The sequence below is a fragment of the Rhizobium sp. WYJ-E13 genome, assembly GCF_018987265.1.
GTDB lineage: Bacteria > Pseudomonadota > Alphaproteobacteria > Rhizobiales > Rhizobiaceae > Rhizobium.
Genome location: NZ_CP076853.1, coordinates 3,455,624 through 3,480,452 on the forward strand (window position 1 = coordinate 3,455,624; position 24,829 = coordinate 3,480,452).

Below are 24,829 nucleotides of genomic sequence, written 5' to 3' on the forward strand. Positions count from 1 at the left end.
ACTACTCCACGGCTTCCAGCTCTGCCCGATGACGATACATGGCAAGAAAGCGGCGGTAATCGCGGTCGTAAAACGCCTGCTTGCTCCTGTCGGGAAGCCGCTCAACGCCGCCCGGGTACATGGCTTTGCCCGCCGCCGCCAAATTCCTGTGTAAGCCGCAGGCAACCGATGCAGCGATCGCGGTGCCGAGCAGCACCGCCTCATTCATGTCAGGCACGATGACCTTGCAGCCCGTCACATCCGAATAGAGTTCCATCAGCACGGGGTTCTTCACATGCCCGCCGGCCACATGCAGCGTATTCGGCACGTAGCCGTGATCTCTCATCTTTTCGAGGATGTGACGGATGCCGAGTGCAATTCCGACTGCGGTCCTCCAATAGAGCACACAGAGCCCGTCGAAGGACGTATCGAGCGTCAGACCACTGATGACACCGACAGCATGCGGATCGGCCAGCGGCGACCGATTGCCGTGAAAATCCGGAAGGACGAAGATCCGTGCACCGAGCGCGTCACCCTCCTCTGCCCTGAGTTCAGCAATGCGGGCGACGATCCTCTGATGCAGCACCGTGGTCGGCTCACCGCCGGCCGCATGCATGCGCACGATATGATCGAGCAGCGCACCGGCCGCCGATTGGCCAGCCTCGACGAGCCATGATTGCGGAAAAACCACCTCGTAGTAAGGCCCCCACATTCCCTGGCTCGGCTTTCGCTCGCGGGAAAAGGCGACAACGCAACTCGATGTCCCGGCAATCAGCGCAAGCTGATGCTCGAGTTTTGCCGGGTCGCCGGCATAGCCGCTGAGCGTGCCGAGCGCGCCGGCATAGGCATCGATCATTCCGGCCGAGACATGGCAATCGGTGGTCAGGCCCAACGCTTCGGCAGCCTCCGGCGTCAGCTTACCGATGCTCTCGCCAACTGCCACCGCCTCAGCCGGCAGATGGCCGCGCACCAGCAGATCCTCAAGACCGATCTGCTGCAGGAAATCCCGCCGCCAGCCGTTTTCCTTATGCGCCAGATAGCTCCACTTGGCTGTCAGCGTGCAGCGGGAGCGGGCAAGCGAACCGGTCGCCTTCCAGGTCAGGAAGTCGGCGAGATCGAAGAAATAGCCGGCCTTCTCCCAGGTCGCCGGCAGGTTCTTCTTCAGCCACATCAGCTTCGGCATTTCCATTTCCGGCGACATGACATTGCCGGAATGTTCCAGCACTTCGTGCTTGGTCGCCGTGCAGAAATCGGCTTCCTTGAGTGCCCGATGATCGAGCCAGACGATCGTGTCGAAACGCGTCTCGCCGCCAGTGGAAACGCTGATCTGCCTGCCCTCTGTATCACGCACCACAAGCGAACAGGTGGCGTCGAAACCGATTGCGCCAACAGCGGCCGCTTCAATGCCGGACTGGCCCATCGCGGTCCGTACCGCGCTGCAGACGGCCCCCCAGATATCCTCGGAATCATGCTCGGCATGGTTCTCGCGCGGCCGATTCATGACAACAGGATGTTCAGCCTTGGCAAGCAGGTGACCATGCGCGTCAAAGACACCGGCGCGTGCGCTACCCGTGCCGATGTCCACCGCAACCACATGATCACGCATCAATGCTGAGTCCCGTCCCGCTTTTGTTTGCGGACAAGGTGTATCAATTCCGGCATGGCGTCAAACACCACTTCCGGTGAAAGACGGTCGAGTTCTTCCCGGTATCCGGCGAAGTTGGCATGCGAGCCACCAGTGAAGGCGAAGACCGTCATACCCGCCGCTTTTGCTGCGGCAATACCGGCCGGACTGTCCTCGATGACGATGCAGTCATGCGGCTCGACTTGCATTTTTCTGGCCGCGTAGAGGAACAGATCGGGTGCCGGTTTGCCGCGCTTGACCATGCTGGCGCTGAAGATATTCGGCAGCTTCGGCAAGAGCCCGGTGACCGAAAGCGACAGCCTGATCCGCTCGACTTGGCTCGACGAAGCCACACAGCAAGGAACACCAAGCGCATCGATCGTTTCGCCAATGCCCGCCATGGGTTTCAGCTCGGTGCGGAAGCGGGCGTAGAGATTGGTGCGGATGCCTTCGAGAAACGCCTCGTTGGCATGCACATTGAACTCCGTTTCCAATATGTCGATCAGGGTTGCAAGGCTGCGACCGAGGAAACGCTCATAGGCCTCGTCCTCGGTGATCGTCACGCCGAGGTCGGCCATCGCCCTGACGAGAACGCTGATCGAAATCGGCTCACTGTCGACGAGCACACCGTCGCAATCGAAAATGACCAGCCGTGGTTCAGCATCAGACATGGAAGACCCAACCTGAGTTCAGTTCGGACGCAACCGTCCTGCTTTGTCCGCAAGCCGGGATGGCGGCAGAAACACCGCCACCGGGATTTCTTACACTGCGAGCTTGCCGTCGAGATAGAGCTGCAAGGTTTCCTTCGTGCCTTTTTCCCACAGGGTTTTGAGCGCACGGGCGAAACGCTTGCGGAAAAGCTCGGATTTCGCCACCTCGCCGAAAATATCGTCGAAGACGAGGAAGGCCGCGGGATCGTCCTTGGCCTTTACCGCCGCCTCGTGCAAACGTTCGGCGCTGGCATCATTGAAGACGATGTCCTTGCCGCTGTCGCTCTTGCCGAAGAAGTAGCGGCACCAGAGCGCAGAGACGAGCGCGAGGCCGACGACATCCCTACCCTGGCGCAGGTTGTCGAGCGTCGAGGGCAGGATGAATTTCGGCTGACGGTTGGAGCCATCCTGTGCAAGCCTCGGGATCGTGTCGGCGATCTTCGGGTTGAGGAAACGGCGTTCGATCAGCTTGAAATAATCGGCAAGCGACGTATCCGGCACCGGCGGCACGATCGGGATGATTTCCTCGTTTTCCAGCTTCGCGAGGAAAGCCCGGATGAGGTCGTTTTCCATCGATTCATGGACGAAATGAATATCCATCAGCGCCGCCGGATAGGCGATCGCCGCATGGCCACCGTTCAGGATGCGGATCTTCATATGCTCATAGGGCGTGACATCGGGCACGAAGGTTACACCGACCTTTTCGAGCGCCGGGCGGCCCATCGGGAACTTGTCTTCCAGAACCCACTGCTTGAACTCTTCGCAATAGACCGGCCAATTATCCTCGATGCCGAAATTCTCCTTGAGAAAATCGATCTCGCGCTGACTGGTCGCCGGCGTGATGCGGTCGACCATGCCGTTCGGGAAGGAGACGTTGGCCTTGATCCAGTCGGCAAAGGCAGGATCGGAAAGCTTGGCCGTTCCGACGATGGCATTTGCGGTGACGACGCCATTATGGGGAATGTTGTCGCAGGACATGACGGTGAAGGGCGCGATGCCCTTATCCTTGCGGACCTTCAGGCCGGCAACGATCAGACCGAAGACCGTCTTCGGCGCAGAGGGGCTCTGCCCATCAGCGGCAATCGCCGGATGCGCCGGATTGAACTTGCCGGACGCATCGATGAAATATCCACCTTCCGTGATCGTCATCGAGACGATGCGGATCTCGGGATCGGCGAGCTTGGCAATGATGACATCAGGTTCGCCGACTGGCAGGATATCGATCATCGGCGCGGTCACACGCGCGGCAGTCTTGTTGTTGTCCTGCTCTACGACGGTCGTCAGGAAATCCTGCGCCGCAAGCTTGTCGCGCATGGCCGCATCCGAGGGCAGGACGCCGGCGCCGATGATGGCCCAGTTGTGGTCGCTGCCGGCATTGAAGAGATCGTCGAGATAGATCGCTTGATGGGCGCGATGGAAGTTGCCGACGCCGAAGTGCACGATGCCGGCTTTCAGCGACGCCCGCTCATAGGCCGGAATGGCTGCAGTCTTTGCTGCCTCGGCGAGCGTTGCCAGCGATAATTTGCACGTCATGTTTCAGTCCTCTTGAAGGTCTTGCGAAAAGGCTCTCGGCCCCTCCGGTAGCGCGGGCCGGACGATTGCCCGGTCCGCATGTCTGCCCCCAGCCGGCGGCCTCCTCAGATCGCGAGGCCGCTCTCGTTGAATTTATGAATGCGCGTCTTGTCCGGCGTCAGGTAAACGACGTCGCCGGCCTTGGAAGCAAAATCGCCATTGCTGCGTGCCGTCACCATGCCGATGCCGTCGACATCAGCATGCAGGAAGGTGTCGGAGCCGAGATGCTCGGCGACCGTGACCTTGCCCTTCCAGTCGCCGCTTTCAGTCGAAAGCAGCACATGCTCGGGACGGATGCCGATCGTATGCGCATTGAGCTGCGCGGCATTCTGCCCGTTGATGAAGTTCATGCGCGGCGAGCCGATGAAGCCTGCCACGAAGAGGTTCCGCGGACTGCGGTAGAGCTCCAGCGGCGAACCGACCTGCTCGATATTGCCCCTGTTCAGCACCACGATCTTATCGGCCATAGTCATGGCTTCCACCTGGTCGTGGGTCACGTAGATCATCGTCGTCTTCAGCTGCTGATGCAGCTCGCTGATCTCGATGCGCATGTTGACACGCAGCGCCGCATCGAGGTTCGACAGCGGTTCATCGAAGAGGAAAGCCGAAGGCTGTCGCACGATGGCGCGGCCGATCGCGACGCGCTGGCGCTGGCCGCCCGAGAGCTGGCGCGGCTTGCGGTCCAGATAGTCGCCGAGGTTCAGCACGCGCGCCGCATCGTTCACCTTGCGGTCGATCTCTGCCCTGTCCATGCCTGCCATCTTCAGCGGGAAGGCGATGTTGTTGCGCACGCTCATATGCGGATAGAGCGCATAGGACTGGAACACCATCGCCAGACCCCGCTCGGACGGGGCCCTCTCGGTCGCGTCCTTGCCGTCGATGACAATCTTGCCGCCGGAGACATCCTCGAGGCCGGCGATCAGGCGCAGCAGGGTGGACTTGCCGCAGCCGGACGGGCCGACGAAGACGACGAACTCGCCGTCCCGGATATCGAGATCGATCGAAGGGATGACCTTGGCTTCGCCGAAGACCTTCGAAACTTTTTGAAGGGTAATGCTGCCCATGTTTCTCTCCCTATGATCTTATTTCACCGCGCCGAAGGTCAGGCCGCGGACAAGTTGTTTCTGGCTGAACCAGCCGAGGATGAGGATCGGCGCGATCGCCATGGTCGAAGCCGCCGAAAGTTTGGCGTAGAACAGGCCTTCCGGGCTCGAATAGGAGGCGATGAAGGCCGTCAGCGGCGCTGCCTTGGAGGCCGTCAGGTTCAGCGTCCAGAAAGCTTCGTTCCAGGCGAGGATGATGTTGAGCAGCAGCGTCGAGGCAATGCCCGGCACCGCCATCGGCGTCAGCACGTAGATGATTTCCTTGGCGAGCGAGGCGCCGTCCATGCGGGCGGCTTCCAGGATCTCGCCCGGGATCTCCTTGAAATAGGTGTAGAGCATCCAGACGATGATTGGCAGGTTGATCAGTGTCAGCACGATCACCAGACCGGTGCGTGTATCGAGCAGGCCCGAATTGCGAAACATCAGGTAGATCGGGATGAGCGCGCCGACCGGCGGCATCATCTTCGTCGACAGCATCCACATCAGCACATCTTTGGTCCGCTTGGTCGGCGCGAAGGCCATGGCCCAGGCGGCGGGTATTGCGATGATGAGGCCCATTAGCGTCGAGCCGAAGGAGATCACCACCGAATTCATGAAGTGACCGAGATAGTTGGAGCGGCTCTGCACCTCCGCGTAGTTCTCCGTCGTCCAGTGGAAGAACAGGAACTGCGGCGGCGAGGCGATCGCATCCGCCTCCGACTTGAAGCTCGTCAGGAACGTCCAGAGGATTGGGAAGAAGATCAGGATGGCGAGCGTCCATGCGATCGCGGTCATGATGACTTTACGTTGGGTAGTAGCCTTCCTAGCCATCTCAAGCCTCCAGATTCTTGCCGACGAGGCGCACGAGGAAGATCGCAACGATATTGGCAAGCACGACCGCCACGATACCGCCCGCCGAAGCCCCCCCGATATCGAACTGCAGCAGTGCCTGTACATAGACGAGATAGGTGAGGTTCGTGCTCTGCGTGCCCGGGCCGCCATTGGTGGTGACGAGGATTTCGGCAAAGACCGACAGCAGGAAGATCGTCTGGATGAGGATAACCACGGTGATGGCGCGGGCCATGTGCGGCAGGATGATATAGATGAATTTCGAGATCGGGCCGGCGCCATCCATTTCGGCGGCTTCCTTCTGCTCTTCGTCAAGCGACTGAAGCGCGGTAAGCAGGATCAGCGTGGCGAAGGGAAGCCACTGCCAGGCGACGATCAGAATGATCGAGAACAGCGGGACGCTTGCCAGCCAGTCGATCGGCTGCAGGCCGACAGCCTTTGCCATATAGGCGAAGAGGCCGTTGACCGGATTCATGAACATATTCTTCCAGACAAGCGCTGCCACCGTCGGCATGACGAAGAAAGGCGCGATGACTAGGATGCGCACGATCCCCTGACCGTAAATGTCCTGGTCAAGCAGCAGCGCAAAGAGGATACCGCCGACGACGGTGATCAGAAGCACGCCGGCAACCAGCAGCAGCGTATTGATGAGCGCTGCGAAGAAGGCCGGATCCGTGAGGAAGTACTGGTAGTTTAAGAGACCGACGAAATTCTCCATGCCTGGGTTGAGCAGATTGTAGTTCAGCAGGGAGAAATAAATCGTCATCGCCAGCGGGACGATCATCCACGCAAAGAGCAGCACCACGGAAGGTGCTATCATCAGGCGTGCTGCGGAGCGAGTGTGGAACGTTGCCATAGCAATCACCGGTCTGATCTGAAGCGGAAACGGCTGCGAAACAGCTTTAAAAAAGCGGCCGCCGATGCAATTCGGGCAATCGGCGGCCCAGAGGTGCGGAATGTCAAGCATTCCGTACGTCTCAGGAGGTTTTACTTGATGTAACCCGCCTTGGTCATTTCGCGGGTGGTCAGCTGCTGCGCGCTCTGCAGGGCCTGGTCGACCGAGATCTGGCCGGCAAGAGCTGCGGAGAACTGCTGGCCGACAGCCGTGCCGATGCCCTGGAATTCCGGGATCGCCACGAACTGGACGCCGACATAGGGAACCGGCTTGACAGTCGGCTTGGTCGGGTCGGCGGAGTTGATGCTGTCGAGCGTCATCTTCGCAAACGGAGCGGCCTTCTGGTAGTCGGCATTCGCATAGAGCGAAGTGCGGGTGCCGGGAGGTGCGTTCAGCCAGCCTTCCTTTTCGGCGACGAGATTGGTGTAATCCTTGCTCGTTGCCCAGGCGATGAACTTCTCGGCTGCTTCAGACTTCTGAGAGCCTGCCGGAATGGCGAGGTTCCAGGCCCAGAGCCAGTTGCCGCGCTTTCCGAGGCCCTTATCAGGAGCCAGTGCGAAGCCGACCTTGTCGGCCACGGTGGATTCCTTCGGATTGCTGACGAAGGAAGCAGCAACCGTTGCGTCGATCCACATGCCGCACTTGCCGGTCTGGAAGAGCGCCAGGTTTTCGTTGAAGCCGTTGGAAGAAGCACCGGGAGGGCCGGCTTCCTTCATCAGGTTGACGTAGAAGGTCAGCGTGTCCTTCCACTCGGGCTGATCGAACTGCGGCTTCCACTGCTCATCGAACCAGCGGGCGCCGAAAGAGTTCGACATAGCCGTCAGGAAGGCCATGTTTTCGCCCCAGCCAGCCTTGCCGCGCAGGCAGATGCCGTAGATTTCCTTGTCCTTGTTGGTAATCTTCTTCGCAGCGTCTGCGATGAAATCCCAGGTCGGCGCGTCGGGCATCTTCAGGCCGGCAGCGTCGAACAGGTCCTTGCGGTACATGACCATGGAGCTTTCGCCGTAGAACGGAGCTGCATAGAGCTTGCCGTCCTGGCTGATGCCGCTACGGATAGCGGGCAGCAGGTCATTCACGTCGTAGCTGTCGCCGAGGTTATCGAGCGGCAGGAGCCAGCCCTGCTTCGCCCAGATCGGAACTTCATAAGTGCCGATCGTCAGCACGTCATACTGGCCGCCCTTGGTCGCGATGTCGGTCGTAACCTTCTGGCGCAGTACATTTTCTTCGAGGGTTACCCATTCAAGGTCGATGCCGGGATTTTTCGCCTTGAAGTCATCCGTCAGCTTCTGCATCCGGATCATGTCGCCGTTGTTCACGGTCGCGATTGTCAGCGTCTCGGCCGAAGCCATGCCGGCAAACGCCATTGCCGAGCAGGCGCCCAGCAGGAAAGTTCTCAATGTCATATCTTCCTCCCAGAAGATGAGTAGTGAGCATTCGCTTTGCTCATGGGCAATTACTCATCAGCGGAGAAAATTTGTCAATTGGCAATCGTTGTTGCAATGCCGAACAATCGATCTATGATATTGATTCACAATGGCAATATTTTTGCTCAGCTATTGAGCAAAAACTCAGCCGTCTCTTCGTCAGTGATCAAACCGTTCACCTGATGGCCGCTGATGGCAGCCCTGATCGCCTTGAACTTGCGCTTGCCCTTGGCAATTCCGATGACGACAGACGAATCGCGCGGCGGGATCGGAGCCGATGCGACACGCTCGTTGATCGGGTTGTCGAGCAGCTTGCCGTCGGCGTCGAAGATCCAGCCGCAAATCTCGCCTGCTGCGCCGCCGCGCATCAGTTCCATCATCTCGTCCTTCTCGAGGAAACCGTCGACGCAGAGCGGGCCGTCGATCCCGAGCTCGCCGATACCGACGAACGTCACATCTGCCTGTGCGCTGATCGCCAGCGTCGAGCGCACGAGCTGCTGGCCATGCAGAAGCTCGCGCTCCTCCGCCGAGGTGACGAGAACCGGCAGCGGCATCGGATAGTGCCGCGCCTTCACGGCATCGGCCATGCTGAAGATGACGTTGTAATAGGCGGCCGAACCGTCCGGCGCGATATTGCCGGTCAGCGAGACGATGCGATGATTGGGACATTCGATCGCCGGCAGCTGGTCGACGGCCGCCTTCAGCGTTCGCCCGGTGCCGACAGCGAGCACGATCGGATCGGGGCGCTTCAGCCAGCGCTCGATTTCGGAAGCTGCCGCCTCCGCAATGCCGACCGTCGTCGAGGAAGAACCCGGATCGCTCGGAACGACCTCGACGTGCTTAAGACCGAATTTCTTGCGCAGCTGATTGCCGAGTTCGAGGCATGCGGCAATCGGATGGTCGAGCCGTACCTTGATCAGCCGCTCGGCCACGGCGAGCGAGACGAGCCGCTGTGCCGACTGGCGCGAAATGCCCATGGCCGACGCGATTTCGTCCTGCGTGCGGCCGGCAACATAATAGAGCCAACCGGCGCGCGCCGCGTCATCCAGCCGTCCGGAAGTCTCCGATCTCTTTACCATCTATCGCCGCCATTGATTTCTTTGAGTCTGTCCGGCGTCAGATCAAACCAAAAATCGGGCAAATGTCGAGGGCGTTGAAAAAGTGAGCAGCCAGTTCTTATCCGAACCACTGCATGACGATGTAGATGGCAGCCTTGACGAGACCGTAGATCACCCCACCGGCAACAGCGACGGAAACCGCCGTCATGATGAAGCCGAGAAGTGAAAACAGCCCGTCCCGGCCGAGAATTGCGAAGGCAAAGACAGAAATCGCAATCGCCGGCAGGATATTGCCGAGCGGCACCGGCAGCACGAGAACGATCGCCAGCACCAAGCAGCAGAAGCCCGCCAGATATTCCGCAGCCGGCTCTACGAAAATGCTGAGCCGCGGCTGCAGCATGCGCTCCGCCCAGGCGAGCCAGGGATGGATGCGCCCGACGATCGTCTCGAAATCCTCCCGTCGCATGGAGCGTGCCGCAATCGCCCTCGGCAACCACGGCTTCAAGCCGAAGGTGAGCTGTGCAGCGAGGAATACCAAGGGAGCGCCGAGCAGCGAGGAGGTGCCGGGCGGCGTTGGAAAAGCGTTCGGCAATGCGAAGATCAGCATCAATGCGCCGGTCGCCCGATCGCCCATCGTCTGGAACAGGTCTCCGATCGAAACCCGTTCGCGGCTTCGATCCGCCGCCATCTGACGTAGAATGGAGGAAAGCCGCCGGCCCTTTGGCCGCGGCCTGCGAGTGGTCGTTCTATTGGCTTCGGTATTTTCGATTGTCATGAATCCGGCATCGGCAGGTGAATAATGAAAAGCTTGCCCGTGCAATATGCCATTAACATGACCCTGACGGATGAAAATTTCGGCGCGTGCCTGCCAGTAACTTAGTTCATTTATCGAATAATCCTTGTAATTCCCCGCCAGGAGTGCGAGCAGACGCCGACACAGACAATCGGTAGGCATCAGATGATCATTTCATTCGATATCGGAGGCTCCGCCATCAAGGGCGGGATTGCACGTTCGGAATCCGACATCGTGCCACTTGGCCGCCGCCCGACCCCGAAGAACGATTTCCCGGCTTTCGTCAAAACGCTGAAGAGCTTTATCACCGAGGCCGGCGAACAACCCTCCCGCATTGCGCTCTCGATTGCCGGCGTCGTCGACCCGGACACGCAGCGCCTGATCGTCGCCAACATACCCTGCATCCACGACCGCAACCTCGCTGCCGATCTTGAGGCCGCGCTCGGCCTGCCGGTGCTGATCGCTAATGATGCCGATTGCTTCGCCATGGCGGAAGCCGAGCTCGGTGCCGGTCGCGGTCACCGCATCGTCTTCGGCGCCATCCTCGGCACCGGCGTCGGCGGCGGCGTCGTCTCCGATGGCCGCCTCATTAATGAGTCGGGTGGCTTTGCGGGAGAATGGGGCCACGGCCCGATCATCGCGTCGCAGGCCGGCACCCCGCCGGTCGCTATCCCCGCCTATGCCTGCGGCTGCGGCCAGAAAGGCTGCGTCGATACGGTCGGCGGCGCGCGCGGCCTGGAACGCCTGCACAAGACGCTGCACGATCTCGACCTCTCCAGCGAAGAAATCATCATCGACTGGCGCAACGGCGAGGAAAAGGCGAACCGCACCATCGACGTCTATGTCGATCTCGTCGCTTCGCCGCTGGCGCTCGCTATCAACATAACGGGCGCAACCATCGTGCCCGTCGGCGGCGGCCTCTCGAATGTCGAACCGCTACTCGCCGAACTCGATCAGGCAGTGCGCGCCCGCATCCTGCGGAAATTCGACCGGCCGCTGGTGGTGCGCAGTGAATGCCGCATCGAACCGGGTCTGATCGGCGCAGCGCTTCTGGGCCTGAAGGCCGAAGCTGCCTAAAGCAATTCCAGCAAAAGTGTGCAGCGGTTTTTGCGTCCGGAATTGCGTAAAACGAACTTTAGAGAGTCGGCCACATCCTGACGATCGCGGCGAAGCGCAGCCAGTCCTTTCGCAGCGTCGGGGTCCAGGCAGCCTCCGCAACCGCCGACAGCCGCGGGAAGACCAGCCGGTTGAAATAGGCCCTCGAGACGAAATTCTCGCCCCAGATGCAGGCTTGGATGCCACGCATCCGCTCTCTCAGCTCCCCCGGAAATTCGCCTTCAGCCTCGTAGGCATAGGTCTTTTCCGGTGGTGTGAAACCAGCCCAGCTCGCACCCGGCTCTCCCCAGCCTTCCGCCTGGGCCATGTCGAGATAATAGGCCTGCCCCGGCGTCATGACGATATCATAGCCCTCGCCCGCCAGCTCGATGCCGACCTCCGGCTTCTCCCAGGCCATCAGCAGCGTGCCGTCGCGATCAACACCGCCGCCATGCGAGACCTCGTTCCAGCCGGCAAGCTTCTTGCCGCGCTCAGCCAGCATGGCCTTGATCCGCCGCATGAAATGCGACTGGAGTTCGGCCGTACCGGCAAGCTTCTCCTTCTCCATCAGCGCCTTGCAGGCCGGTGAGGCGAGCCAGGAACCATGCGGCACCTCATCTCCGCCGATATGGAGATAGTCGAAGGGAAAGAGTGCTGCTACCTCGTCGAACACCTTGCCTAGGAATTCATAGGTGAACTCGATCGCCGGATTGAGCGCATTATTCGGATAGCCCTGCACAGAGCGATAGCTGTCCGGCGCCTCCTGCCCATCGATAAGCTTTGGCAGAGAAAGGAGAGCGGCTGCGCTGTGCCCGGGAACATCGATCTCGGGCACGACATCGACATGAAGTGCAGCGGCGTGAGCGACGATCCTGCGCGCGTCGTCCTGTGTGTAATATCCCGATCGCGGCTCGGCCCCGTCACCGAGCTGCGGCACGAGAACCTCATCCGGCCCACGCTTTGCGCCGATCTCCGTCAGTTCCGGATAGGCCTTGATCTCCAGTCGCCAGGCCTCATCGTCGGTCAGATGCCAATGGAAAATGTTGAGCTTGTTCCAGGCAAGGATATCGATCAGCCGCTCGATATCCTCGACCGGATAGAACTGCCTGCTAACATCGAGATGACAGCCGCGCCACTCGTAACGAGGCTGGTCGGCAATATCGCCGAAGACGGGAAACTGGAAGATCTCGGCATCCCGGCGCGCACCGTGCAGCAATTGAGCGAGGCTGATAAGCCCGTAGAACCGCCCCACCGCATCATCGGTGGCGAGAATGATTTCCTGTGCCGTGAAGCGTAGTTCATAGGCGGCCGGCATGATCGAGGATTCCGTCTCGAAGCGGACCGGCCGCCCACCCTGGACCGGCTGCAGCGTGAAAGTCACGTTGTCGGCGGGAAAGAGCCGTTGGCAGAGTGCCAGCACCTTCGCCACAGCCTTGATATCTTCGGCGCGCGAGCCGGCCGCCGGATAAAGCGCGACGGGCGGCACGTCGTTCGGCCGCATTGATAGGGAGAGCGGCCAGGGCAGCAGCGAAAACGGCTCCGTCACCTCGCCTCTCGGCAGCAGCTCCGGCAATTCGCCGCGCTCTGCGCCATCAAGCATCAGATCGCCGAAGCTGACGGGGACATGCCGGCCATCGGCAAGCGTAAGATAGGCGGATTTGATGCCCGCCGTGACGTGCTTCGGGCCATTCGCCAGCCCCTCTACGGTAAACTGCCAACTGTCGCCAGGCTTGAGCGTGAGCCCGTCAGGCGGAGAATACTCATGAAAATTTGCAACGCGCCGCTTGAGCACGGCACCTTCCACGGCATGTTCGTCCGCCACGCGGGTGAGCGAAGTATAGGCGAGCGTAAAACCGGAGAGCGGTTCGTCAGAAAGGTTGAAGAGCGTGAAAGTGAAGCGGCCGAAACTTCCTTCGACCGGGCTCCAGCTTGCTTCTAAATGGTAATCGGCCACAGTCATATCCTCCCTCCGGCGAATATAGGGCGATCTTTACTCCCGTTTAGCGCCCCGTCTCCTCGACGGCAGCATCCTGGGCGCCGATGGCGTGCGCGGCGACCGCATGCTCTGGCAGTCGCTCTACTACCGCCACAGGCACGAAGGCCCGAAACAAAAGATGAGTGAGACAAAGGACGAGTGAAACAAAAATGGCGCGGCCACGACCGCGCCATTGTCTCATTCGGCTGCCAATGCCGGCGGATGATGGATGTCCCCATCCGCCTCTTCCTGGTTGGCATTGGCATGTTCGTCATTCCTGGCCTTCGGCTCGCGGCCGAAGAACAGGGCATAGCCGGCCGGCAGTACGAGAATGGTCAGCACGGTGGCAACCAGGATGCCGCCCATCATGGCGTAGGCGAGCGGACCCCAGAAGACGCCGCGCGAGATCGGGATCAGCGCCAGCACGGCTGTCAGCGCCGTCAGCATGATCGGCCGGAAGCGGCGGACGGCAGCACCGACGATCGCCTCCTGCCTGTGCATGCCCGCCTTGATATCCTGATCGATCTGGTCGACCAGAATGATCGAGTTGCGGATGATGATGCCGAGCAGCGCGATGACGCCGAGGATCGCCACGAAGCCGAATGGCGCACCGCTGATCAACAGGGCCGAGGCGGCACCGATGATGCCGAGAGGGCCGGTTGCGAAGACCAGCATCGCCTTGCCGAAATGCTGCAGCTGCGCCATCAACAGGATCATGATGACGACCAGCATGATCGGTGCCTTGGCAGCGATCGAAGCCTGACTTTCGGCCGAATCCTCGGCGCCGCCCTGGATCTCGATCTTGTAGCCTGCGGGTAGGCTGTCGCGCAGGTCCTTCATGTCGTTGTACAACTTGGTCACGACGTCATTCGACTGAACATTATCAGGCAGTGTCGCACGCACTGATATTGTCGGCAGGCGGTTGCGCCGCCATTCGACACCTTGTTCCATTGATGGCACGACCTTGGCGATCTGCGAGACCGGAACGAAGCCGCCGAAATCCGTCGGTACATAGACCGAGTTGACGGCTGAGAGCAGCGAACGGTTGGCATCCGGCTCACGGGCAACGATCGAGACCGTCTCCTCGCCGTCGCGGAAGTCGTCGAGCGGTGCGCCGGACATGGCAGTCTGCAGCATCTGGCGGACGCGTTGCGAGGTGACGCCAAGCGCACGGGCACGGTCCTGATCGATGACCAGCTTCATGGCCGGCACCGGCTCCAGCCAGTCGTCATGGATGGCACCGAGCATCGGATCCCTCGTGAAGCGCTCCTTCACCTGATCGGCGATCTCACGCACTTCCGCACGGTCCGGACCCATCACACGCATCTGCACCGGCCAGCCCGTCGGCGGGCCGAGGAAGAGACGGTCGACCTTGCCGCGGATGGACGGGAAGTCTTCCGCCAGGACCGTCCTGAGCTTGGTAATGAGGCGTTCACGGGCCGGCTCATCATTGGCCATGATCAGGAGCTGCGCATAGTTCGGATTGCGAAGCTGCTGGTCGAGCGGCAGGAAGAAGCGCGGCGCGCCTTCGCCGATATAGGTGGCGATGAACTTCTTGTCCGGGTCGTCCATCATCTTGGCTTCCAGCGCCTTTGCCTGGACTTCCACTTCCTTGATGCTGGTGCCCTCTGGCAGCCAGAGATCGACGAGGATTTCCGGACGCGATGACTGCGGGAAGAAGTTCTGCGGAATGAACTGGAAGCTCCAGAGGCTGGCAACGAAGGTGGCGAGCGTCAGCGCGACCACGATGACGCGATGGCGCACCGCCCAGCCGACCGTATGGCGCAGGCCGCGATAGAAGCGCGTGTCGAACACGTCATGATGCTCGCCCGCATGGTGACGCTGCTTCAGGATCATATAGCCGAGCCACGGCGTGAAATAGACCGCCACGAACCATGAGGTCACAAGCGCGATACCGACCACATAGAAGAGCGAGCGCACATATTCGCCGGCCGTCGATGCCGCAAAGCCGACGGGAATGAAGCCGGCCGTAGTGATCAGCGTACCCGTCAGCATCGGAAAGGCGGTCGAGGAATAGGCGAAACTCGCCGCATCGATCTTGACGAGACCTTCCTCGAGCTTTCGCTCCATCATTTCGACGACGATCATCGCATCGTCGACGAGCAGGCCGAGCGCGATGATGAGCGCGCCGAGCGAAATGCGCTGCAGGTCGATACCGAGCTCGTACATGATGGCGAAAGTCGCGGCCAGAACGAGCGGAATGGCGATGGCGATGACAAGACCCGAACGCCAGCCGATCGACAGGAACGAGACGACGAGCACGATGGCAAGGGCTTCGCCGAGCGCATGCATGAACTCGCTGACCGCATCCGTCACGACGTCGGGCTGGTTGGAGATCTGGTCGACGGCGACGCCATAGGGCAGCGAGTCCTCGAAGCGCTTGTAGGTCGCCTCCACATCCTTGCCGACATCGGTGACCTTAAAACCCTTGGCCATGACGACGCCGACCTGCACGCTCTCGTGACCGTTATAGCGGTACTTGCGCTGATAGGGATCCTCGAGGCCGGAGGTGACGGTGGCGATATCGCCGAGGCGCGTCACCTGATTGCCGGAACGCAGACGCAGTTCGCGGATATCCTCCACCTTGTGAACATTGCCTTCGACCGAAATGCGCACCGAGCGCAGGCCGGTATCGACGTTGCCAGCCGGATCGACGGCGTTCTGGCCCTTGATGGCGTTCTGCAGGTTAGGGATCGTCAGTCCGCGCTCGGCGAGCGCTTTGGAGGAGACGTCGATATAGATCTTTTCCGGCTGATCGCCGATGATGACCGCCTTCTCGACGCCTGGCGTCGTCAGCAGCATGTCGCGCGCCTGGATCGCGAACGTCTTCAACTCCGGATAGGTATAACCGTCGCCGCCGATCGAATGCAGCGTGATAAACGTATCGCCGAATTCATCGTTGAAATAGGGACCGAGCAGGCCCTGCGGCAGGTCGCCGTTGATGTCGCCGACCTTCTTGCGCACCTGATAGAAGGCGTCCGCGACCTGAGCTGAATCCGTGTCACCCTTCACCTGCACGGTGATGATCGTGCTGCCGGCACGTGTGTAGGACTTTACCCAGTCGAGATGCGGAGTTTCCTGCAGTTTGCGTTCGATCTTGTTGGTGACCTGGTCTTCCATGTCCTGAAGCGAGGCGCCAGGCCAGAGCGCCTGTACCACCATGACGCGGAAGGTGAAATCAGGGTCTTCCTTCTGGCCCATGCGTGTCAGGCCGAGCACGCCCGTAATCAGGATCAGCCCGAACAGGAACCGCGCGATGCTCGGATGGCCGATCGCCCAGCGCGAAAGGTTGAAGGGGCGCTTTTCAGTGGTGGTAGTGTCCATGATCCTGTTCCCTCTCCCTGACTGTTCAGCGGACGGCTGCGTCCGTTTCGGCGGCCGCCGATTGCTGGTCGGGAAGCTTGACCTTCAGGTTTTCGCTCATGAATTGTGTGCCGGCTGCCACGACGAGATCGCCGCTGTCGAGCCCCTTTGCGACACGAACGCCATCGCCGGTGAAATCCGCAATCTCGACGCCACGGACATGGACGGTTTCCGTTCCACGGTCGACGGTCCACACGACCTGCTTGCCATCCTTCTGTGCCAGTGCGCTGAGCGGGATGGAAACATAGGTGTCGGCATTGCTGACATCGGCTTCGATCGTCGCCGTCATCCCGAGCAGCACGCGCGGATCGTTCGGCAGGCTGACACGCACGGCGAAGGTGCGCGACTGCTGGTCGGCGCTGCCCGCGACCTCACGAACGGTACCATCAAGCACCAGCTTGTCATCGGACCAGAAGCTCGCCTTGACGGTCTTGCCCGGCTTGAACTGCGCGATATCGTTTTCCGGCACCGCGATCTGAACTTCCTTCTCACCATCGACGGCAACGGCAACCACCGGCGTGCCGGACCCTACGACCTGTCCGACATCGGCATTGATGGTGGTCACGATACCGCTGTGGTCGGCCTTGAGTTCCGTATAGCTTACCTGGTTCTTGGCCTGATCGAGCGCGGAAGCTGCGGCATCCCGGCTCGAAATCGCCTGGTCATGGCTGAGCGAAGCCTGCTCGACCTGGGATTTCGGCGCGACATTCTTGTCGAAGAGCTGCTCTGCGCGGCGGTTGGCGATATCGGCCGTCTCGACGGCCTTCTCGGCGGCGGCGAGATTGGCGTCGGCAGTCTTCACCGCAAGCTGGTAATCGGTCGAATCGATCCGGGCGAGAACGTCACCCGGCTTCACCTGCTCGCCGATATCAACGAGGCGCTCGGTGATCTTGCCGCCGACGCGGAAGCCGAGGTTCATTTCCGTGCGCGCCCTCACCGATCCGGAATAATCGAGCGTGCGGGTATCACCGGCCTTGGCGACCTCGACCACTTTTACCGGCCGGATGACCTCCTTGACCTCTGCCTTTTCTTCCGTGCAGCCGGCAATGCCGAGCCCGACCGCACCAAGGAGCGTGAGGCTCATGACGGACGGCATGCGGTTGCTGAAGGTCTTGAGCGAAAACATCTTTCGCACTCCTGATTATCTAGGGTTTTCTCGGGCGACCTTGGCCGCGCTTATTTTCTAAGTGCCCTGATCGCAAATTCGATCAGTTCGTCCACGGTCGCCCGGTTTGTCTTGGCAAGACATTGGGCCACCATCTGCGGGTGGCAGAGATTGATGGTCGCCGCGCCAAAGCAGCGGGAGGCGACCTCGGGATCCTGGTCGGCGAATTCACCGGCAGCGATGCCTTCGCGGATGACATCGGCAAGCAATGCGTGAATGGAATCGATGTGCCTCTCGATGACGTGCCAGTCGCGTTCGATTGCGACGACCACCATCTCATGCACCTTCTGCTGATCGAGCATGGTATCGAGCGTCAGCTGGTACTGGCTGCGCACATATTGGCGTAGCCGATCCGAAGCGCTGATCTTCTGATGGCAGATGTTGGATGCAAGCTGATAGGCGGCTGCCAGCATCCGACCGCAGATCGCCTGGTGGATTTCAACCTTGGAGGCGAAGAAGCGGTAGATATTGGCAGGCGACATGCCGAGATCGCGGGCGACATCCGCAACCGTCGTCTTGGAATAGCCGTAGTGGCGAAAGAGCCGCTCCGCCGCATCGAGAATGCGGGTGATATTTTCCTGCCGCGTGACGTCCAGCGTATTTTCCGCGATGTCATTCATGGGTTTCAGGCCTGATATTTTACGACTGACGAAATTCGAATTTCGTCAGTCGTAAAATATCATCTTTCATTTGTCAATGATTTCGCGATGCAAATAAAAATGCCGCAGCCCGGAAAGACTGCGGCATCGAAATAAAAACAAGCTTGAAGGATCAGGCGAGCTTGACGTCGAGCGTGATCGGAACGGCAGAAAGCGCCTTGGAAACCGGGCAGCCGGCCTTGGCCTTGCCGGCAAGTTCCTCGAACTTTGCCTGGTCGGCGCCAGGAATGCTGCCTGTCAGCGACAGGTGGATGGCAGTGATGGCAAAGCCGCCCTCGACGCTTTCAAGCGTTACCTTGGCGGAGGTTTCCATGTGATCGGCCTTGAGGCCGGCTTCGCCGAGGATCAGCGACAGCGCCATAGTGAAGCAGCCTGCATGGGCAGCGCCGATAAGCTCTTCCGGGTTGGTGCCGGGAATGCCTTCGAAGCGGCTTGCGAAGCCGTATGGGTAATTGTTCAGCGCACCGCTCTGGGTCGAGATCTGACCCTTGCCGTCCTTGAGACCGCCCGACCACTGGGCTGAACCTGTGCGATTGATCTGCATGCCGTCCTCCTGTTTCGATTGATTTTCGAAGCGCAGCAACGCTCCACCGCGAAGAGCGTTCTGCCCTTCCGACCGGCAATATAGTCCTCTATCCGCCGAAGACGACATCAGATTGAATTCCAATCATCATACAAGAAGATTGCTTGTGTATGATGATTGCTTTAAAAGACTTGGCCACGAGGAATCTTCCGATGCAGCCCGCAGTAAGACGCGATGAAAAAACTGCGGCGCCCGAGCGCCGGCCGCGCGTCCGCCGTAACGTCACGGCGGCGATTGCCGAGGATATCTGCGCCAACCGGTACCCCGTCGGTACGCTGCTGCCGCGGGAAAACGATCTCTGCGACCTCCATGGCGTCAGCCGCACCGTCATCCGAGAATCCCTGAAAGTCCTGGAATCCAAGGGGCTCGTACGCGGCAAGCCACGCATCGGCACCACCGTCTGTGACAAGGACGAATGGAACATCCTCGATCAGGATGTGCTGGAGTGGATGGGGCCGCATCTCGGCGACTTCGACCTGCTGGCGAGTATCCTGGAGGCCCGCCGCACGATCGAGCCGGCAGCGGCCGAATATGCCGCGAGCCGCGCGACCGCCCAGGAGATCGCCGATCTGGAGGAAGCCTGGCAGCGCATGCAATCGGCGAGCGACGATCCCGAAGCCTTCACCGAGGCGGACCTCCTCTTTCATACGGTGCTTTTCAAGGCGAGCCACAATCAGGTCTTCCGCCGCCTCTCCAGCGCCATCCACGCCGCACTGAAATTCGCGCTTCACGCGTCGAACCTCGCCATGCCGGATCACCGGGAAGCGATCGCCTTGCATGGCAAGGTCGTGGAGGCTCTGCGCCTGCGAGACGCTGCAGAGGCGCACGATTGCGTCAACCGAATTCTCGACCTCGCCAAACGCGACCTCACCGCCGCCGGCCGGACGAAATAAACGACCTCTGAGCAATATCGGCGGCTTCGTTCGCCGATGGGAACACCAAGCGAAACGAAAGCACGATTTCCATGAAGATCACCAAACTGACCACCTATATCGTCCCGCCGCGCTGGCTGTTTCTGAAGATCGAAACCGATGAAGGCATCGTCGGTTGGGGTGAACCGGTCGTCGAAGGTCGCGCGCTGACCGTCGAGGCCGCCGTTCACGAACTCGCCGACTATCTTGTCGGCAAGGATCCTTTCCTCATCGAAGACCACTGGACCGTCATGTATCGCGGCGGCTTCTACCGCGGCGGCGCCATCCACATGTCGGCGATCTCGGGCATCGACCAGGCGCTCTGGGACATCAAGGGCAAGGCGCTCGGCCAGCCGATCCATTCCCTGCTCGGCGGCCAGGTGCGCGACCGCATTAAGGTCTATTCCTGGATCGGCGGCGACCGCCCCTCCGACGTCGCCCGCAATGCCAAGGACGTCGTCGCCCGCGGCTTCAAAGCCATCAAGCTCAACGGCTGCGAAGAGATGCAGATCGTCGACACCAACGAGAAGATCGACAAGGCGGTCGAGACCATCGCGACCATCCGCGAGGCGATTGGCCCGCATATCGGCATCGGCGTCGATTTCCACGGCCGCGTCCACAAGCCCATGGCCAAGGTGCTCGCCAAGGAGCTCGAGCCCTACAAGCTGATGTTCATCGAAGAGCCAGTCTTGTCCGAGCATCGCGAAACTCTGAAGGAAATCGCCAACCATTGCTCGACGCCGATCGCGCTCGGCGAACGCCTCTTTTCCCGCTGGGACTTCAAGTCGGTCCTGTCGGATGGCTATGTCGACATCGTCCAGCCGGATCTCTCGCATGCCGGCGGCATCACCGAATGCCGCAAGATTGCTGCCATGGCTGAAGCCTATGATGTGGCGCTCGCGCCGCATTGCCCGCTCGGTCCGATCGCGCTTGCCGCCTGCCTGCAGCTCGACGCCGTCTCCTACAATGCCTTCATCCAGGAGCAGAGCCTCGGTATCCATTACAACAAGGGCAACGACATTCTGGATTACATCTCCAACAAGGAAGTCTTCCAATACGCCGACGGTTTCGTCTCCATTCCGCAAGGCCCAGGCCTCGGCGTCGAAGTGGACGAAGCCTATGTCATCGAGCGCGCCAAGGAAGGCCACCGCTGGCGCAACCCGATCTGGCGCCACGAAGATGGCAGCTTCGCCGAATGGTAAAAAGAAGGGCCGCGAAAGCGGTCCTTTTTCATTCCCCTTGTCGGATATCAGGCGCGTCGTCCGTCATAGTGGAAACTCAAAGAGGAGATTTCACATGGCCAGAGCAGTCGCAATCATCATTGCCCGCATCATCTTCAGCTTCATCTTTTTCATGGCCGCCGGTTTCAAATTCGCCGATATCGGCGCGACGGCGGCCTATATCACCGCGGCCGGCTTTCCGGCGGCGGCATTCCTTGCCTGGGTCGCAGCCTTCTTCGAGATCGCGCTGGCGCTCGCCTTCATCACCGGCGCCTTCTTCAGCGAGGCCAGCTTGCTTGCCGGCATTTACGTGATCTTCCTCGCCTTCTCCTTCCATGGCCCGTCTCACTGGCAGCAGAACCAGGCTGAGTTCGGCTTCTTCGTCGATCACTTCACCTTCCTTGCCGGCCTGCTCTTCGCCGCCGTTCACGGACCGGAAAAATGGGCGCTTCGCCATAGCCTCCTGAAATAGTCCTCAACACCACGCGCTCCGGAACCAAGAGCGGCCCCGATCATTGCCTTTCCGGCAACCGCAAAGAGGAACGCCCGATGGAGTTGCAGGGAAAGATCGCATTGGTGACCGGCGCAGGCTCCGGCATCGGTAAAGCAACCGCATTGAAACTCGCCGCCGAAGGCGCAAAGGTGGCGGTGCTGAGCCGCACCGAAAGCGAGGTGCAACAGACCTGCCAGGAGATTATTGCCGCCGGCGGCCAGTCGATCGAACTGACCGCCGATACCAGCGACGAAGCGCAGATGCGGACTGCCATCGAGAAAATGACCGAGACTTTCGGGGGCATCGATATCGTCGTCGCCAATGCCGGTATCAACGGCGTCTGGGCGCCGATCGACGACCTGAAGCCCGACGAATGGGATCAGACCATGGCCGTGAACCTGCGCGGCACCTACCTGACCCTGCATCTGACCGTGCCCTACCTGAAGATGAACGGCGGCGCGATCATCGTCGTCTCCTCGATCAACGGCACGCGTACTTTCACCACACCCGGCGCCACGGCCTATACAGCCACCAAGGCCGGCCAGGTCGCCATGGTGCAACAACTGGCGCTGGAACTCGGCAAACACGGCATCCGCGTCAACGCCGTCTGCCCCGGCGCGATCGAAACCAGCATTTCCGCCAACACCACCACGCGTCACCGCGAGGAAACCGAGGTGCCCGTCATCTGGCCGGAGGGCGAAATTCCGATCACCGGCGGCAGGGCGGGATCAAGCGATGATGTCGCCGAGACGATCCTCTTCCTCGCCTCCGAGCGCGCCCGGCATATTACCGGCACGCCCGTCTGGATCGACGGCGGACAGGGATTGCTGCGTTAGAGCAGTCGCGCCGACAGGACGAGCGTCCCTGTGCATAGTCTGCAGGGGCCGCATAGGCATTTTTGGTCGTATGTGGAAAAATGTCAGTCTCTTGTCTGACATTTTCTAGAAAGCGTAGGAAACTGCCCATGCACCCTCCGCACCCTATGCAGGCTCCGAACACGGATGGATCTTGTTGATCAGCCGTTCAGCCGCGCGCTTTCCAGCGTGTAAAGCAATTGCGGGCGTTTGACCCCACGCAGAGCATAGCGGCCGATACAGGCGAGGACGTTCCGCTCTGCCTCGGGGATCGCCGCTTCGAAATCCGACGACATCAGCACGTTGAGATCGACCGAACGGCAGATCGAGGCAATGCGGCTGACCTCGTTGACCGCCGGCCCGATGACCGTGAAGTCCAGACGATCCTGGCTGCCGATATTACCGTAGAAGACATCGCCGATATGCAGGCCGATATAGACATCCGTCGTCGGCTGCCGGTTCACTTCGCGCGCAGCGTTGAGTGCTGCAAGCTTCTGCCGGAGCAGGCGCTCTGCCCTCAGCGCCGCAGAACAGCTTTCCGCCGGCTCCTCGCCCTTGAAGATCGCAAGAACCCCGTCGCCGATCAGCTTCAGAACATTGCCGCCGGCCTCATGAATCGCTGTTATCACCGCCTCGCTATATTCGTTGAGCAGCGGAATGATCTCTTCTGGCGGAGAATTGTCCGAGATCTTCGTGTAGTTCAAGAGGTCGGAGAACCAGAGCGCTGCCGAAATGCGCTCGGTCTTGCCGCGCGAGATCTTGCCGTCCATCACCTGGCGCGCCGCATCCTCGCCGAGATAGACCTCGGCGATCGTGCGGGCGATACGGGCGAGCGCCACGCATTTGATTGCGAGCCCCAGCACCGGCACCAGTTTGCGCAGGATCGCAAGATCCTGATCGGAAAAGCCTTCCGGATGTTTGGTCGAGAAATGCGAGAAGAAGCAATCCATCTCGCCGATCGTGCCGGCCTCGGCAAAGCGATGCGCCATGGCGACGTAATCGGTATGACCGAGCTTATAGATCTGATCCAGCATGATGAAATCGGTCGGATCGCCGAAGCCGATCCTGCGCCGCACCTCTCGATCTCCGCTGGTCCAGAGATGGTAGAAGGCCGACCGACGCCAGGTGTCCAGCCCCTGGCCCTCGCTCGAAGGGCCATATTCGAATTCGCCTTCGAAATCCTCAACACTATCCCAGCGAAAGGCGCGGCCTTCATGCACGGGGTGAAGCGTGTCCATCAGCGCCATGGCGCGATCGAGCCGCATGCCGGCATTGCGGCAGGCTTCGCAGAAGCCGGCAAGCAGCTCCGCTTCGGTCGCACCGTTCAGGCCCTGTTCCGTCACCCATGCTGCGATTGTGCCGACGTCGCTGTGGTCCATGCGCTCTCCTCGCTATTCGCAAGCTGTAACGTGAATCTGCCGCAGATGGAAAGACAATCAACCCGAACAGCCTATTGGCTCGTCGGCATATTGTAAGGCGTAACGATTTCGACGGCCGAAAATGACGCCGGCGCCGTCCGGATGGCAGGCGTCGCGCGGGCCATCATCGCACTAAAGGCGGAACGCGCATCGGTTCTGAGATCGTGATGCAGCACGAAATCGATCCGCCGTTCAGCCAGCAAGGCGCGGTTGTCGGCATCGAGATCATGTGCCACGAAAACCGAGATAGGCCGGCCTGCGGCCTCGAAAGCCGCAAGCACCGCGCGGTTGCCGCCGCCGACCGAATAGACGGCATTGATATCGGGATCATCGGCGAGGGCTGCCGCAACGAGCGTACCTGTCGGGGCATCGGTGCCGTGCCCTTCGCTGACTTCGATAATGCCGATCGAAGGATAACGCGCCCGGATCACCCGGCGAAATCCGATCTCGCGCTCCTCCTCGCCACGGAACCGGCCGCTTGAGAGCGTCACCAGCACCTTGCCGCCGGAGGCGCCGAGCAGCCGGCCAATGAGATAGGCGGCCGTCTCGCCCGCTGCCCGGTTGTCGGCGCCGGCATAGGCTGATCGCGCCGAATTCGGCAGGTCCGTCACGAGCGTGACGACGGGAATACCAGCCGCATCGAACCGCGCAACGGCGGCAACGACCTCAGGCACATCAGGCGCCTTCAGCACGATGCCATGCGTGCCGCGCAGCCGGATACGGTCGAGAAGCTGCACCAACTCCGCTGCCCGCATCACCTCGGAAAAATGGAAACGACAACGAAAAGCCGTCGGCAGGAAGGTCGCGACTTCCGTTTTGAAGGCAGCCCGCACCGCAGTACTGAACCGCTCCGGCGTCTCCATGACGATATCGATCGCAAGCTTGCGGCCGGCCACATCGGCGCCCGCCTGCTTCTCGAGCTCGGCGATCGCCGCCTTGACCCGCATCTCCGTCTGCCGCCGCACACCGGGCCTGCCGTTCAGCACGCGATCGACCGTCGCGGTGCTGAGGCCAGCCTGGAAAGCGATGTCCTTGACGAGAAAGGGATGGGCCATACCAACCGTTCTGATGTATTTTTGATGGATT

At 60.7% G+C, this 24,829-nt stretch carries 21 protein-coding genes; 5 read left to right on the top strand and 16 right to left on the bottom strand.

Translation table 11 applies throughout. From position 1 onward, the window contains the following. Position 1: 1 nt before the first annotated feature. The 9 genes from KQ933_RS17240 to KQ933_RS17280 all read right to left on the bottom strand — a co-directional run bounded on the left by KQ933_RS17240 (position 2) and on the right by KQ933_RS17280 (position 9,968). A complete protein-coding gene (locus KQ933_RS17240; RefSeq protein WP_216756002.1) occupies positions 2-1,585 on the bottom strand; it encodes an FGGY-family carbohydrate kinase in 1,584 nt (527 codons plus the stop codon). After that, a complete protein-coding gene (locus KQ933_RS17245) occupies positions 1,585-2,274 on the bottom strand; it encodes an HAD family phosphatase (RefSeq protein ID WP_216756003.1) in 690 nt (229 codons plus the stop codon). Before KQ933_RS17245 ends, KQ933_RS17240 begins: the two co-directional genes overlap by 1 nt. A gap of 90 nt (positions 2,275-2,364) precedes the next feature. After that, a complete protein-coding gene (locus tag KQ933_RS17250) occupies positions 2,365-3,846 on the bottom strand; it encodes a mannitol dehydrogenase family protein (protein WP_216756004.1) in 1,482 nt (493 codons plus the stop codon). Between the two features lie 104 nt (positions 3,847-3,950). Then, positions 3,951-4,949 (bottom strand): ABC transporter ATP-binding protein, encoded by a 999-nt coding sequence (locus KQ933_RS17255; protein ID WP_216756005.1) that lies wholly within the window; start codon positions 4,947-4,949, stop codon positions 3,951-3,953. A gap of 18 nt (positions 4,950-4,967) precedes the next feature. Continuing rightward, on the bottom strand, positions 4,968-5,798 hold the full coding sequence (locus KQ933_RS17260) for a carbohydrate ABC transporter permease (RefSeq protein WP_216756006.1): 831 nt from the start codon (positions 5,796-5,798) through the stop codon (positions 4,968-4,970). A 1-nt stretch (position 5,799) separates the two neighbouring features. After that, positions 5,800-6,672 carry a carbohydrate ABC transporter permease gene (locus KQ933_RS17265; RefSeq protein ID WP_216756007.1) on the bottom strand — a complete coding sequence of 291 codons (873 nt, stop codon included), beginning with the start codon at positions 6,670-6,672 and terminating at the stop codon, positions 5,800-5,802. 131 nt (positions 6,673-6,803) lie between these two features. After that, positions 6,804-8,114 carry a sugar ABC transporter substrate-binding protein gene (locus KQ933_RS17270; protein ID WP_216756008.1) on the bottom strand — a complete coding sequence of 437 codons (1,311 nt, stop codon included), beginning with the start codon at positions 8,112-8,114 and terminating at the stop codon, positions 6,804-6,806. Positions 8,115-8,260: 146 nt separating this feature from the next. After that, positions 8,261-9,214: a sugar-binding transcriptional regulator gene (locus tag KQ933_RS17275; protein WP_216756009.1), complete on the bottom strand. Its 954-nt coding sequence runs from the start codon at positions 9,212-9,214 to the stop codon at positions 8,261-8,263. A gap of 97 nt (positions 9,215-9,311) precedes the next feature. Further along, positions 9,312-9,968, bottom strand: coding sequence for an exopolysaccharide biosynthesis protein (locus KQ933_RS17280; protein WP_216756010.1), 657 nt, complete (start codon positions 9,966-9,968; stop codon positions 9,312-9,314). A gap of 183 nt (positions 9,969-10,151) precedes the next feature. Here KQ933_RS17280 and KQ933_RS17285 point away from each other — a divergent pair, with 183 nt between their 5' ends. Beyond that, the gene (locus KQ933_RS17285; protein ID WP_216756011.1) at positions 10,152-11,063 is read left to right on the top strand and encodes an ROK family protein; all 912 of its coding nucleotides are present in this window, start codon (positions 10,152-10,154) and stop codon (positions 11,061-11,063) included. Between the two features lie 58 nt (positions 11,064-11,121). Here KQ933_RS17285 and KQ933_RS17290 read toward each other — a convergent pair whose 3' ends face one another. The 5 genes from KQ933_RS17290 to KQ933_RS17310 form a co-directional block, all read right to left on the bottom strand. Further along, positions 11,122-13,035, bottom strand: coding sequence for a beta-N-acetylhexosaminidase (locus tag KQ933_RS17290; RefSeq protein ID WP_216758938.1), 1,914 nt, complete (start codon positions 13,033-13,035; stop codon positions 11,122-11,124). A 219-nt stretch (positions 13,036-13,254) separates the two neighbouring features. Next, a complete protein-coding gene (locus tag KQ933_RS17295; RefSeq protein ID WP_216756012.1) occupies positions 13,255-16,401 on the bottom strand; it encodes an efflux RND transporter permease subunit in 3,147 nt (1,048 codons plus the stop codon). A 25-nt stretch (positions 16,402-16,426) separates the two neighbouring features. Further along, the gene (locus KQ933_RS17300) at positions 16,427-17,566 is read right to left on the bottom strand and encodes an efflux RND transporter periplasmic adaptor subunit (protein ID WP_216756013.1); all 1,140 of its coding nucleotides are present in this window, start codon (positions 17,564-17,566) and stop codon (positions 16,427-16,429) included. 50 nt (positions 17,567-17,616) lie between these two features. Beyond that, entirely contained in the window at positions 17,617-18,225 is a 609-nt protein-coding gene (locus KQ933_RS17305; protein WP_216756014.1) for a TetR family transcriptional regulator, read from the bottom strand. Positions 18,226-18,376: 151 nt separating this feature from the next. Then, the gene (locus tag KQ933_RS17310) at positions 18,377-18,808 is read right to left on the bottom strand and encodes an OsmC family protein (protein WP_184399174.1); all 432 of its coding nucleotides are present in this window, start codon (positions 18,806-18,808) and stop codon (positions 18,377-18,379) included. 191 nt (positions 18,809-18,999) lie between these two features. Here KQ933_RS17310 and KQ933_RS17315 point away from each other — a divergent pair, with 191 nt between their 5' ends. The 4 genes from KQ933_RS17315 (at position 19,000) to KQ933_RS17330 (ending at position 22,307) form a co-directional block, all read left to right on the top strand. After that, complete coding sequence (locus KQ933_RS17315; RefSeq protein WP_216756015.1) at positions 19,000-19,740, top strand: FadR/GntR family transcriptional regulator; 741 nt, start codon at positions 19,000-19,002, stop codon at positions 19,738-19,740. A 71-nt stretch (positions 19,741-19,811) separates the two neighbouring features. Next, entirely contained in the window at positions 19,812-20,960 is a 1,149-nt protein-coding gene (dgoD, locus tag KQ933_RS17320; RefSeq protein ID WP_216756016.1) for a galactonate dehydratase, read from the top strand. 94 nt (positions 20,961-21,054) lie between these two features. Beyond that, a complete protein-coding gene (locus KQ933_RS17325) occupies positions 21,055-21,450 on the top strand; it encodes a DoxX family protein (protein ID WP_216756017.1) in 396 nt (131 codons plus the stop codon). A gap of 77 nt (positions 21,451-21,527) precedes the next feature. Further along, positions 21,528-22,307, top strand: coding sequence for an SDR family NAD(P)-dependent oxidoreductase (locus tag KQ933_RS17330; RefSeq protein ID WP_216756018.1), 780 nt, complete (start codon positions 21,528-21,530; stop codon positions 22,305-22,307). Between the two features lie 179 nt (positions 22,308-22,486). Here the strand turns inward: KQ933_RS17330 and KQ933_RS17335 are convergent, their stop codons facing one another. Beyond that, positions 22,487-23,704, bottom strand: coding sequence for an adenylate/guanylate cyclase domain-containing protein (locus KQ933_RS17335; RefSeq protein ID WP_216756019.1), 1,218 nt, complete (start codon positions 23,702-23,704; stop codon positions 22,487-22,489). Positions 23,705-23,775: 71 nt separating this feature from the next. Next, positions 23,776-24,798 (bottom strand): LacI family DNA-binding transcriptional regulator, encoded by a 1,023-nt coding sequence (locus KQ933_RS17340; protein ID WP_216756020.1) that lies wholly within the window; start codon positions 24,796-24,798, stop codon positions 23,776-23,778. Positions 24,799-24,829 lie beyond the last annotated feature (31 nt).